Origin of the sequence: Ezakiella coagulans (assembly GCF_003096635.1) — a bacterium.
Taxonomy (GTDB): domain Bacteria; phylum Bacillota; class Clostridia; order Tissierellales; family Peptoniphilaceae; genus Ezakiella; species Ezakiella coagulans.
This window is the reverse complement of sequence record NZ_QEKV01000008.1, coordinates 68,334-80,473: the sequence shown is the minus strand read 5'-3', so window position 1 is coordinate 80,473 and position 12,140 is coordinate 68,334. Positions and strand designations below refer to the sequence as shown.

At 35.2% G+C, this 12,140-nt stretch carries 11 protein-coding genes, 14 tRNA genes and 1 rRNA gene; 24 read left to right on the top strand and 2 right to left on the bottom strand.

From position 1 onward, the window contains the following. From rrf to C7381_RS06880, 15 genes are all read left to right on the top strand, one after another. Positions 1-95 (top strand): 5S ribosomal RNA (gene rrf, locus C7381_RS06950); the annotation flags it as partial. A gap of 53 nt (positions 96-148) precedes the next feature. After that, positions 149-223, top strand: a tRNA-Asn gene (locus C7381_RS06945). 9 nt (positions 224-232) lie between these two features. Beyond that, positions 233-309 (top strand) — tRNA-Met (locus C7381_RS06940). A 4-nt stretch (positions 310-313) separates the two neighbouring features. Continuing rightward, a tRNA-Glu gene (locus tag C7381_RS06935) sits at positions 314-388 on the top strand. A 7-nt stretch (positions 389-395) separates the two neighbouring features. Next, a tRNA-Val gene (locus C7381_RS06930) sits at positions 396-471 on the top strand. 137 nt (positions 472-608) lie between these two features. After that, positions 609-685, top strand: a tRNA-Asp gene (locus tag C7381_RS06925). A 12-nt stretch (positions 686-697) separates the two neighbouring features. Next, positions 698-773 (top strand) — tRNA-Thr (locus tag C7381_RS06920). Between the two features lie 26 nt (positions 774-799). After that, positions 800-885: transfer RNA gene (locus tag C7381_RS06915), tRNA-Tyr, on the top strand. Positions 886-888: 3 nt separating this feature from the next. After that, a tRNA-Gln gene (locus tag C7381_RS06910) sits at positions 889-965 on the top strand. 3 nt (positions 966-968) lie between these two features. Continuing rightward, a tRNA-Lys gene (locus tag C7381_RS06905) sits at positions 969-1,044 on the top strand. Between the two features lie 29 nt (positions 1,045-1,073). Beyond that, positions 1,074-1,162, top strand: a tRNA-Ser gene (locus tag C7381_RS06900). A 248-nt stretch (positions 1,163-1,410) separates the two neighbouring features. Beyond that, positions 1,411-1,505 (top strand) — tRNA-Ser (locus C7381_RS06895). 8 nt (positions 1,506-1,513) lie between these two features. Continuing rightward, positions 1,514-1,589: transfer RNA gene (locus C7381_RS06890), tRNA-Phe, on the top strand. Positions 1,590-1,594: 5 nt separating this feature from the next. Continuing rightward, positions 1,595-1,670 (top strand) — tRNA-Trp (locus C7381_RS06885). 7 nt (positions 1,671-1,677) lie between these two features. After that, a tRNA-Ile gene (locus C7381_RS06880) sits at positions 1,678-1,753 on the top strand. A gap of 105 nt (positions 1,754-1,858) precedes the next feature. On the opposite strand, the gene C7381_RS06875 is transcribed toward C7381_RS06880, so the two are convergent. Continuing rightward, a complete protein-coding gene (locus tag C7381_RS06875; protein ID WP_116480403.1) occupies positions 1,859-2,740 on the bottom strand; it encodes a ribonuclease H-like domain-containing protein in 882 nt (293 codons plus the stop codon). Beyond that, positions 2,740-3,714, bottom strand: a complete 975-nt coding sequence (locus tag C7381_RS06870; RefSeq protein ID WP_034545615.1) for an asparaginase — start codon at positions 3,712-3,714, stop codon at positions 2,740-2,742. The genes C7381_RS06875 and C7381_RS06870 overlap by 1 nt, the downstream gene beginning before the upstream one ends. Before the next feature lie 148 nt (positions 3,715-3,862). Between C7381_RS06870 and C7381_RS06865 the strand changes: the two genes are divergently transcribed. The 9 genes from C7381_RS06865 to C7381_RS06825 all read left to right on the top strand — a co-directional run bounded on the left by C7381_RS06865 (position 3,863) and on the right by C7381_RS06825 (position 12,008). Next, positions 3,863-4,681, top strand: coding sequence for a hypothetical protein (locus C7381_RS06865; RefSeq protein WP_116480402.1), 819 nt, complete (start codon positions 3,863-3,865; stop codon positions 4,679-4,681). A 106-nt stretch (positions 4,682-4,787) separates the two neighbouring features. After that, entirely contained in the window at positions 4,788-5,912 is a 1,125-nt protein-coding gene (locus C7381_RS06860; RefSeq protein ID WP_116480401.1) for a cysteine desulfurase family protein, read from the top strand. Next, on the top strand, positions 5,909-7,069 hold the full coding sequence (gene thiI, locus C7381_RS06855) for a tRNA uracil 4-sulfurtransferase ThiI (RefSeq protein WP_116480400.1): 1,161 nt from the start codon (positions 5,909-5,911) through the stop codon (positions 7,067-7,069). The genes C7381_RS06860 and thiI overlap by 4 nt, the downstream gene beginning before the upstream one ends. A 25-nt stretch (positions 7,070-7,094) precedes the next feature. Beyond that, positions 7,095-8,138, top strand: coding sequence for an ABC transporter ATP-binding protein (locus C7381_RS06850; RefSeq protein ID WP_116480399.1), 1,044 nt, complete (start codon positions 7,095-7,097; stop codon positions 8,136-8,138). Beyond that, positions 8,138-8,962: an ABC transporter permease gene (locus tag C7381_RS06845; RefSeq protein WP_116480398.1), complete on the top strand. Its 825-nt coding sequence runs from the start codon at positions 8,138-8,140 to the stop codon at positions 8,960-8,962. The genes C7381_RS06850 and C7381_RS06845 overlap by 1 nt, the downstream gene beginning before the upstream one ends. Beyond that, positions 8,959-9,774: an ABC transporter permease gene (locus C7381_RS06840; RefSeq protein ID WP_034545602.1), complete on the top strand. Its 816-nt coding sequence runs from the start codon at positions 8,959-8,961 to the stop codon at positions 9,772-9,774. Before C7381_RS06845 ends, C7381_RS06840 begins: the two co-directional genes overlap by 4 nt. Continuing rightward, positions 9,771-10,811, top strand: a complete 1,041-nt coding sequence (locus tag C7381_RS06835; RefSeq protein WP_116480397.1) for an ABC transporter substrate-binding protein — start codon at positions 9,771-9,773, stop codon at positions 10,809-10,811. Before C7381_RS06840 ends, C7381_RS06835 begins: the two co-directional genes overlap by 4 nt. A 125-nt stretch (positions 10,812-10,936) precedes the next feature. After that, positions 10,937-11,323, top strand: coding sequence for an ATP-binding protein (locus C7381_RS06830; RefSeq protein WP_116480396.1), 387 nt, complete (start codon positions 10,937-10,939; stop codon positions 11,321-11,323). A gap of 253 nt (positions 11,324-11,576) precedes the next feature. After that, the gene (locus C7381_RS06825; protein WP_116480395.1) at positions 11,577-12,008 is read left to right on the top strand and encodes a hypothetical protein; all 432 of its coding nucleotides are present in this window, start codon (positions 11,577-11,579) and stop codon (positions 12,006-12,008) included. Positions 12,009-12,140: the final 132 nt, after the last annotated feature.

The following is a 12,140-nucleotide window of genomic DNA, read 5'->3' as shown; positions in this document are numbered from 1 at the left end:
ATCCACCTGTACCCATGCCGAACACAGAAGTTAAGCCTTGCATCGCCGAAGGTACTCGGAGGGCGACCTCCCGGGAGATTAGGACGAAGCCGCACTATAATAACTAAAGAGAAAATTCTATGTAATTTTCTCTTTATTATTAATAAATGCTTGCGTAGCTCAATGGTAGAGCAATCGGCTGTTAACCGATAGGCTGTAGGTTCGAGCCCTACCGCAAGCGCCACTAATTTATGGCGGCGTAGCTCAGCTGGCTAGAGCACACGGTTCATACCCGTGGTGTCAGGAGTTCAAATCTCTTCGCCGCTACCAATACGGCCCTATGGTCAAGCGGTTAAGACATCGCCCTTTCACGGCGGTATCCCGAGTTCGAATCTCGGTAGGGTCACCATTTTCCTGGACGATTAGCTCAGCTGGGAGAGCATCTGCCTTACAAGCAGGGGGTCACAGGTTCGAGCCCTGTATCGTCCACCATAAAAATTAAATAATATATAATTTTTATTAAAAAACTATTGACATTTTGTGAATGTTATGTTAGAATAAAACTGTTGTGAATGGATGGCATAACTTTGAACTGTGGTTATTACATTATTCGATTTAAAATTTAATTTGGCCCGGTAGTTCAGTTGGTTAGAATGCCAGCCTGTCACGCTGGAGGTCGACGGTTCGAATCCGTTCCGGGTCGCCATTTTATATTTACGCTGGTGTAGCTCAATCGGTAGAGCAACTGATTTGTAATCAGTAGGTTGTGGGTTCAAGTCCTATCACCAGCTCCATTTATTTTCACTAATGTTTTCAATATGGATGAGTACCCAAGTTGGCCAAAGGGGACGGACTGTAAATCCGTTAGCTTTGCTTTCAGTGGTTCGAATCCACTCTCATCCACCATGTTGGGGTATAGCCAAGTCGGTAAGGCACAAGACTTTGACTCTTGCATTCCACAGGTTCGAGTCCTGTTACCCCAGCCATTTGATCCATTAGCTCAGTCGGCAGAGCACTTGACTTTTAATCAAGGTGTCCCGAGTTCGAATCTCGGATGGGTCACCAAATATTATGCCACATAGTTTGTGGTTTATGGAGAGGTACCGAAGCGGTCATAACGGGGCGGTCTTGAAAACCGTTAGGGCGCAAGCCTACGTGGGTTCGAATCCCACCTTCTCCGCCATTTTGTTTCGAATCTTATATACATTTATATTTTGTATATATTTATATTAAGTATAAAGGTGGGATTCGAACGCCAAGTATTTCCCGAGCGAATAGCGAGGAAAAAGAAATGCGCAGGCCGGACGATAGGAAACACCTTCTCCGCCATTTTGTTTCTATTATAATTTAAAATTTATTTTTTATTTAGCATTCATAAAGAGGTTGAATTTTTCCTTCTTTATGATATTTATATATTATGTAAAAACCTTTGGAGAAGTACTCAAGTTGGCTGAAGAGGTGCCCCTGCTAAGGGTATAGGTCGTGTTTTTAGCGGCGCGAGGGTTCAAATCCCTCCTTCTCCGCCATTTATTATGCTCCGATAGCTCAGTCGGTAGAGCAGTAGACTGAAAATCTACGTGTCACTGGTTCGATTCCGGTTCGGAGCACCATTTGTAGGGGTATAGTTCAGTTGGTAGAACGTCGGTCTCCAAAACCGAATGCCGTGGGTTCGAGTCCTGCTACCCCTGCCAATATCAAGGGCCTTTAGCTCAGTGGTTAGAGCACCCGGCTCATAACCGGTCGGTCCTGGGTTCAAATCCCCGAAGGCCCACCACAACAGATGTACATTTGATTGATTTCAATCGTTGATGTACATTTTTTATTTGAATAATACATATAAATTAAAAGACCGAGATTTTCTCGGCCTTTTTTGTACATATTATATCCCGTATTTTTTTATGGTTTCTTCAATTCTTTCCCTCAAAATTGTGTAATAGATTCTTTCCCATTTTACAACTTTTTTTGTGTCGCCGAAATATAGCAGCTCAATTCCATCTTTCATTGCTTTTTGAAGTGTAAATTGTATTTGAAGGAAATTCATGTTGCCTTGAATTGATATGTCTCCATCAAATATACAAACTTTTGGAATTGGTCGTTTAGATATAAGTTCTGTAACTATACTATTGCCGACAATGTAGAAGTCATTAATTATAAATCGCGTGTCATATAGGGTGTTGTAATTTTTTATGACTGCATTCACATTCATAAGTGGTGGTAAATTTTTGATGTCATAGTAGTTGTGATTTAAAAGCGATTTTTTTAAATAGTCATATCCGGTTTCAACATAAGTTTTGTAAAGGGACAGTGTTTCTTTACCTGCCAGTGGATCGTTTCTTTCAATACGCATAAATTTTTCAGCAGTCTTTAGATTTATTCGTTTTATCATCAGAAATTTGTTGTGCTTTCGAATGAGTTCATATAAATCGTATTTGTCCTGTGGAAAGTTGAGTGAAATTCCATACGTATTTGCCCTTTCATTTAAGAAAGGTATATCAAATATGTTTCCGTTAAATGTAACAATTCTTTGTTTATTTTTAAGAAGTTCATTTAGGTATAACAGGCTTTCTTTCTCATCATCTTTTGATTTGATGAATATTTGTTTCGATTCTATCTTATTTTCTCTGACAAAGGCAGCTCCTATAACCCATGCATAGTCGGAGTTTCTTTTTAGCCCAGTTGTTTCAATGTCCAGATATATATCGTCTGCTCTATTATATATTGAGAGCTTAAATGTATCCTCATAATTTATTATATCGATCATTATATCTTAAAGAATTGTTCCATTTCTTCTTTTGATTTATTTGCAGAAACGAGTGCCATAAGTGCGATTCTTGCTTTATGTCCGGGGAGGTATCCACCGTTTATAACTCCTGATTCAAAAAGGCCTTTGCCTCCGCCTAGATATCCATAGCTTCCAAGCACACGACCTGTTGCACAGCGGCTTACAAGGACTATAGGGATATTGAGTTCAAGAGCTCTGTTTATTGAAGGAAGAGTTGCCGGGGGAACATTTCCACGGCCAAGAGCTTCAATAACAATCCCTTTGTAGCCGTTGTCAATATAAAAGTCAATAATGTCACCTTCAACGCCTGCAGCCATTTTAATGAGTGCAATTTTAGGTTCTAACGTGTCGACAATTACTTTTTTTACGGATTTTTCTCGTCTATAATATAATACTTCGTCATTATCTATGATTCCAAGAGGTCCAAGCTCCGGAGATTTAAAAGTGTTGACAGAAAGTGTATTTGTCTTTGTTACTTGTGCAGCACTGTGCACTTCGTTGTTCATAACAACAAGAGTTCCAAGGCCTCTGCTTTCTTCGTTAAGTATAGTTGCGATAGAGGCAGTAAGGTTGAGCTCTCCGTCATATCCGAGTTCACTTGCATTTCTCATTGCTCCGGTCATTACAATAGGTTTTTCATTGTCGATTGATATGTCAAGATAGTATGCTGTTTCCTCGAGAGTGTCTGTACCGTGTGTTACAATTACTCCGACGTTCTCAGGGTCGCTTAGAGCTTCGACTACAGCTTGTCTGATCTCTGTCATGCGTTCAGGAGTAATGTGGCCGCTTGGGATGTTAAATAATTCTTTTTCGCGTATTTGTGTATCTTTTATATGAGCTTTCACTTCACCAATTAATTCTTCTGAGCTTAGCGATGGAATTGCTGCTCTAAGATTTGGATCTATTCTCATTGCGATTGTACCGCCTGTCATTACGACTACAATATTTTTCATATCATTCACCTCTATAAATAGTTTATATTAAAGCTTTAAAAAAATCAATGGATTTTCTAAATTCTTAATTTTTATTTAAATGTATTTATAACTTTATCGGTTTATATACTTTGTTTTGTGGGTAATTATAGAAAGAGGAGGAAAAAATATGAAAAAAAGTATTTTATTATTTATGGTTTTTGCTGTATTTTTATTTGGTTGTGAAAGAACAGAAAAGCCTGAGGGTTGGGATGAAAAAAACAAAAAACCTGAAGTTGAAAAAGATACAACTGAAGATTTGGAATCTAAATATGAATTAGTTTTAAATGAATTAAAATCAAAAAAATCGGAAGATTTGAAGAATATTCTTGGTGATAATCCTGTTTATGAAGATTTATATAATTATATACACGATGAAGTTGAAAATATAGCAATATCAAAAGACCAAGTTGATGAATTTTTAAAAGACAAAAAAGATGAAATTAAAGATTTTTTTGATAAATATATTCTAAGTGATGACAAAAATGATGCTCTTGTTGAGTTTAAAGATAAGTTGCAGGCGAAAATTGAAAGTGGCGAAATAAAATTTAACGACAAAATGAGTTTTGATGATCTTAAGCAAATTGTTTTAGAAAATATCGACTTGTATAAGTCGGATATGAGTTCTAATGATAAGTCAAATTTTGTTGAAGAAAATCAAGAGTTTTTTAATGAATTCTATATGGACATGTTGGTTTGGGCAAATCACACAGGAAATAAGGCAAGTGACAAATTGATTGAAGAGGCTGTAGATGAGATTCGTTCGATGAATGAAGATGATATAAATATTATATTTGGAGATTATCCGACATATGAAAGTTTTAAGATTTATATTCATTCATATATTAGCGGCGCAAAGCCGACAATGAATACTCTTGAAATTGAAAAAGTTTTGGATGAAAATGAAGAATATATTTTAGAAAAATTTGAAGAAATTTTTAAAAACTAGCTCTCACAGCGAGAGCTTTTTTTATTTGTTAAATTTATTCGAAATTGAATCAGCTATTGAAAAATCGCAGCTTTTTTGATATTATTTAAGGTATGAGGTGAAAAATATGATATATCTTGACAATGCAGCAACAACTAAACCGAGTAAGAATGTTTTAGACGCTTATTTACTTGCGCAGACTGAATTATGGGGAAATCCTTCTGCCATACACAGCTTTGGCGAGGAGGTTTTTTTTAAGTTAAAGAATGTGAGAGATGAAATCAAAAAGTTGCTTGGAGCACAAAATGGAGAAATTTATTTTACGTCTTCAGCAACGGAATCTATTAATACTTTTTTCAAAGGTTTTTTAAAACCGGGAGAACATTTGATAACATCTCTCTATGAGCATTCTGCTGTATATGAAAACGCAAGATATTTTGAAGATAACGGTGGGGAGGTTACATATCTCGAGCCGATAAATGGAATTATTACGCCGGAAATGGTATTAGACAGAGTGAGGGACAATACTTCACTTGTTGCTATAATGGCGGTAAACAATGAGGTTGGAGCTTTAAACGATATTGTTGGAATCTCAAAAGCGGTCAAAGAAAAACATCCTCATATAAAAGTTTTTTCGGATTGTGTTCAGGCGATTGGAAAGACACCGATTAATTTAAAAGACTCAAGTTTAAACGGAATAGCCATAAGCCCACACAAGTTTCATGGCCTTAAAGGCACAGGTATTTTGTATCTAAATGATATTAAAATAAATCCGCTCCTTCTAGGCGGCGGTCAGGAAGATAAGATGCGCTCATCGACTGAAAATGTGGGTGGTATTTTTGCAACGCTTGAGGCTCTGAGAGAGTCTATAAATTCAGTCGAAGAATTTCAAAAACATGCGTATGAACTTAGAAATATAATGATTGAAGGTCTTCGGGATATCGAGGACAAAATAATAAATGAACCGATAAACTTTGTCCCGAATTTATTAAATATTTCTTTTAAGAATGTAAAGGGTGAGGCTCTTGTGCACATGCTTGAGGGTGATGAGATTTATGTCAGCACTTCTAGCGCATGCTCAAGTCACGCATCCAAAAAGTCAAGAAGTCTTATCGCTATGAATGTTCCGGATGATTATTACGGCGGCACGATTAGGATTTCATTTGGAGACTACAACACAAAAGAAGAAGTTGAATTTGCGGCTCAAAAGATAAAAGAGTATGTATCGGTTATAAGGGAGTTGATGAAATGATAAGGGAATGTGTTTCCGTTAGCTATGGCGAGATTGCACTAAAAAAAGATAATAAACCATTTTTCGAAAGGGAACTTAGAAAGAATTTAAAGGCGATTTTAAGCGATTTGAATCCGGATTTTAAGTTTGATCAATCGAAAGTTTTCATATATTCAGAAGACAACTCTGAAACGGTAAGACGCCTTCAAAAAGTTTTCGGGATAAGCTATATTGCACCGCAGTTTGAAACGGAGTCAACTCTGGACAAAATTTTTGAAGCTGCGATTCATGCGACGAAATTTGAACTGTCAAGATCACCGTTTAAAACTTTTAAGATTGAATCAAAGAGAGTTGATAAGAGTTTTCCGATAAAAAGTCCTGAAATTAGCAGACTTGTCGGTGGAGCAATTTTAAAGGAAAATTTGGGGTTAACTGTTGATGTAAAGAATCCTGATAGAATTATAAGGGTTGACGTGAGAAAAAATTCATTTGTATCGCCTGGAAGAATCAAAGCACTTGGCGGAATGCCGGTTGGATCAAATGGAAGAGTTTTGAGTCTTTTATCCGGAGGGATAGATTCGCCTGTAGCCTCTATTCTTGCTATGAAAAGAGGCCTTCAAGTGGACTATATACATTTCCACTCATATCCTTTTACATCGAAGAGAAGCTTTTTAAAGACAAAGGAACTTGCTGAACTCTGCACGGAATATGAACCATACGGAATGCTCTTTTCGTTCAACTTGTTTCCGATACAGGAGGCAATCACAAAGAATTGCGATATAAGATTTACGACTCTTCTACAAAGAAGATCTATGACAAGACTTGCAACTCTTATGGCGAAAGACAACGACAGAACCGCTCTTGTCACGGGTGAAAATTTGGGACAAGTTGCAAGTCAGACGCTTCCGGGAATGAGTGTTGTTGATCCGGTAACAGATTTAATAATTTTAAGACCGCTAATAACATACGATAAAACGGAAATTATTGATCTTGCTAGAAAGTTTGGCACATACGAAAAGTCTATTGAACCTTTTGAGGATTGTTGTACTGTTTTTGTTGCAAAACATCCTAAGACAAATCCTACACTTGAGCAAGTGCTTGAGGAAGAATCGAAAATTAATTATATTGAAATAGAGCAAGAAATATTCGAGAAACGCGAATCATATAAAATAAAATAAAAATTAATTAAAAGGAAGTGAGTAGATGGAACAAGATAGCTTTTTATCATTACAAAATTTAAGAAAATCTTATGACGGCGAAGTTGTTTTGGACAATGTTTCGCTCGATATAAAAAAAGGTGAGTTTTTGACTCTCTTGGGGCCATCGGGTTGCGGGAAAACCACAACTCTAAGACTTATTGGTGGATTTGCATATCCGGATGCTGGAAAAATTATTTTCGAAGGAAAAGATATAACAAATATTCCGCCTAATAAAAGACGAGTAAACACTGTTTTTCAAAAATATGCACTTTTTCCATATTTAAATGTTTATGACAACATAGCTTTTGGACTTCGTTTGAAAAAAACTGACGAAACTGAAATTAAAAAAAGAGTATATAAAATGCTTGAACTTGTAAATTTGCCTAAATATGCAAATAGAGCGGTTACTAGTTTATCAGGTGGACAACAGCAGAGAATTGCAATTGCAAGAGCTCTTGTAAATGAACCGGAAGTTCTTTTACTTGATGAACCGCTTGGGGCACTTGACAACAAACTTAGAAAGGGAATGCAAACAGAGCTTATTAACATGCAATGGGAGCTTGGAATAACATTTATATTTGTTACACACGACCAGGAGGAAGCCCTTTCTATGAGTGACAGAATCGCTGTTATGAACGAAGGTATTATCGAACAACTCGGAAAACCTATTGACATATATAATGAGCCCGCCAATTCTTTTGTTGCAGACTTTATAGGCGAAAGCAACATCAGTGAAGGTGTGTTTAATCATGATTACAGTGTAAGTTTTAATAATGCTACATTCCCGTGTGTTGACAAAGGTTTTAGACCTGGAGAAAAAGTTGACGTTGTTATTAGACCGGAAGATGTGGAGATTATGCACGAGGACGGCGAAAGCAGGATTAAAGGGACCGTTGAGAATGTTATTTTTAGAGGTGTTCATTACGAAATATTGATAAATATAAATGACACCATTTGGAAAGCAAAAAGTACAGTTGCACCGGAAGAAGACAGTGAAGTTTATATTACTGTTGCACCTGAAAACATTCATGTTATGGGGAAAGAGTAATGAAAAGATTTAAATTACCGGTTATTGTTTACGGACTATGGGCAATTTTTTTCATTCTTGTCCCACTTTTATTGATTTTGCTTTTGGGATTTTCAATTGATGAATCGGGTAAAACGGTTTTCAGTCTTGCAAACTTTAAAAGATTTTTCAGTCCCATTTATCTAAGCATACTTTGGGCGTCGTTTAAGCTTGCATTTTTTTCGACATTAATATGCCTTTTGATAGGTTATCCATTTGCATGGTTTATAGCGAAAAAGAAAAACAGCGACTTCTATATGATTTTAATTATGATCCCGATGTGGATGAACTTTCTTTTAAGAACATACGCATGGCTCACACTTCTTGGAAGAAATGGTCTTGTGAATAGTTTTTTGGTTAAAATCGGTATTGGGCAGCTTGAACTTATGTACAATAACTTTTCGATAATGGTCGGTATGGTGTACAATTATCTGCCGTTCATGATTCTTCCGATATTTACCGCTATAACAAAGCTTGACTACGGCTATATCGAGGCGGGATACGATCTTGGAGCTACACCGCAGGAAGTGTTTAGAAAGGTCATATTTCCGCTAACAAAAGGCGGTGTCATTACAGGAATAACAATGACATTTATACCTGCAATATCGACATTCGTTATATCACAACTTCTTGGTGGCAATAATATAAATTTAATCGGAAACATCATAGAACAACAGTTCAGGTATACCGGAGATTGGAACTTCGGTTCGGCAATAAGTATTGTTTTAATAATTATTATTTTGGTGCTTATAAAATTCAGTCTCCAAAATGCTGATGAAGATGGAATCGAAGGGGGAATTATATAATGAAAAAGATTTTAAAAAACCTATATATTTCTCTCATTTATCTATTTTTCTATTTGCCGATAATTATACTCATAATTTATTCTTTCAATGAAACGAAGTCGAGAGTAGTATGGGGCGGTTTCAGTCTCAAGTGGTATAAGGAACTTTTTGAAAGCAAAGAAGTATTGATGAGCTTCTACAACACAATCCTTATTGGAGTAGTTTCTACACTAATTGCGACAATCATTGGTACAATTGGTTCAATCGGTCTTTTTAGAGCGGGCGGTAGAGTTAAAAAATTTTTTATGGAATTAAACTACCTTCCGATTTTAAATCCGGACATTGTTATAGCAGTAAGCCTTGTCGCTTTATATAATTTTATGAAACTGGACTTTGGATATTTGACAATAATTTTGAGCCATGTGGCATTTTTGACACCCTATGTCCTTTTTAACGTTATGCCACGTCTTTCAATGATGAATCCGAATTTGTATGAGGCGGCACTTGATCTTGGGGCAACGAGATGGGAATCATTTAAGTATGTAATTTTTCCGGAAATAAAACCGGGAATTTTAAGTGGTGCATTGATGGCGTTTACTCTTTCTATAGACGATTTTGCAGTAAGTTTTTTCACAACGGGCAAAGGTATTCAAAATATATCAATTACTGTTTATTCAATGGCAAGGCGAGGAATAAATCCTGTAATAAATGCACTTTCAACATTGATGTTCGTCATAATGATTGTACTTGTAATAGTTATAAATTTAAGAAAAAATAAACTTGAAAAGAAAAAAGAAGCAATGCTTAAAATGGGTATGGGTGAAACAGAATGAAGAAATTAATCCCTTTTATTGTTGTTTTGGTAGCTTTTTTAATGACTGCCTGCAATGATGACGGTGAAAAACTCTATATATATAACTGGGGCGACTATATGGATATGGACGTTGTGAAAGAGTTTGAAGAAGAGTATAATGTGAAAGTTATATATCAAGAGTTTGCTACAAATGAAGATTTATATGTTAAAATTAAAAACTCATCCGAGCCTATGGACGTTATATTTCCATCTGAATATATGCTTGAGAGAATGTCAAATGAAGGTCTTTTAAATGAACTGGACTTCAGTAAGTTAGATAATTTTAAATATGTTGACAAAGACTTGACAGGAATGAGTTATGATAAAGAGAATAAATATAGTGTACCGTTCTTTTGGGGTACTGTAGGAATTATTTATAATTCTGAAAAATATCCTAAAGGATTGCAAAAGTGGGCAGATTTGTGGAATGAAAAGTATAAAAAGGATATGGTTTTATATTATTCACAACGTGATATTTTGATGGTTGCTTTAAAGAAACTAGGATATAGTATGAATACTTCTGATGAAGCCCAGCTCGAAGATGCAAAGAATGAACTGATTGATCAAAAGCCACTTGTGTATGCGTATTTGGGTGATGAAATCAAAGATATTTTAATCGCTGAAGATGCTAATGTTGGGGTTGTGTATTCCGGAGATGCGGGAATCGTAATAGAAGAAAATCCTAAATACAAATATGTCCTTCCTAAGGAAGGCACGAATCTTTGGTTTGACGTTGCTGCAATTCCTAAAAATGCAAGAAATGTTAATAGAGCACACGACTTTATTAATTTTCTATTAAGACCGGAAATAGCCGCAAGAAATGCTGAATATTTACAGTATGCGACAGTAGAATCAGAAGCTAAGAAATATCTTCCTGAGTCTTTGGTGAATAATGAGGCACTGTATCCTGACAGGACAAATATGACAAATTTTGAAATTTTTGAAGACCCATCTCAAAAGTTGAAACTTTATGATAGAATTTGGACAGAATTTCAAAGTGGATACAAGAAAAAATAGGGGAGTTGAAAACTCCTCTTTTTATTTTTCTTGGGTACAAATTTTTATAACAATCATCAAAAAGATTAAAAACTTGTTTAGGATATATTATAGTGGGTATAAAATATTGGGAAGGAGTGAGAGAAATGCTACTTGATTATTCTGAGTCGGTTGAAACTGACATAGAAAGAATACGAGAATTTAATTCTAAATTGGTAAGCTTAGTCAGAGAATATATCACTGATGAAGATGTTATATTTGACGTAAAGCTTATTTTAAACGAGCTTACAATAAACTCTGCACTCCATGGTAATAGGCTTGATCCGGATAAATTGATAACGGTCTATGTACATATTCAGGATTCCGAAATCAAAATCGTAGTAAAAGATCAAGGTTGTGGCATCGATTGCATAAAACCGAATAAAGAACACAACTCTGAATTTGTCGGAGGTAGAGGGCTCTGCCTTGTAGATGCGGTTGTGGATGAGTTTGAAGCTTGTAGAAATCGTGTTGTATGTGTGAAATACTTATAAAATTTGTCAATGTTATGATTCGTACTCCTTAAATGATAATATTAAGGGGTATTTTTTATTTAAAATTTTATATATGTGATAAATATCGCTTGCAAATTTTAAATATGCATGTATTGATTAGATTATTAAAAAGTGATAAAATAATTTAAAGAATCGTTATTATCTGCTAAAAGATTTAGAATTATTATAAATAGGTTTCTAATTTTTTTAAAACAAGCTATACGTTCAAAAGGATAGGAGATATATGGTTTAAATGCATGCTTTACGCGCTAAAAAATTAAATAGGATATTAATTTCGATTTTAATAGTGATTTTTATTTTGATTATATTTAGATTTTATTTTTTGAATTTTTCTTACAAAAAAGCAACCACTGCATACATTTATAAAAATGGTGAGTGGAGAGAGACTGAAATTTTTTTAGACTTGGATTATAATCATAATCTTTTTTCTTCGGACAATTTCATAGGCAGTATATATACCGAGGATGTCAAAATATTAAAGCGTTGGAAAGATTTTTTTGTTGAGCGAGGAGCGGTGAGTGAAAGCGGATGGAATACGAAAAATTTGTCGTATAGTCCAAAAAATTCATATGTAGATGGGCAATATAAATACTCAGATTTTCGTAATGGAGAGGAATTTTTACTAGGTAAAGTTTATTTTAAAGATTTTTTAAGGGGATTATAATTACCGCTTATGATTGGGAAATTACAGAAAAAAGTGGAATTAATTATGTAGATACTAAAGAAAATAAACCGGTTGTAATAGTTGCAGGAGATGTTGATATTAAAGATATAAATAAAATAAAAGGGGACTTGA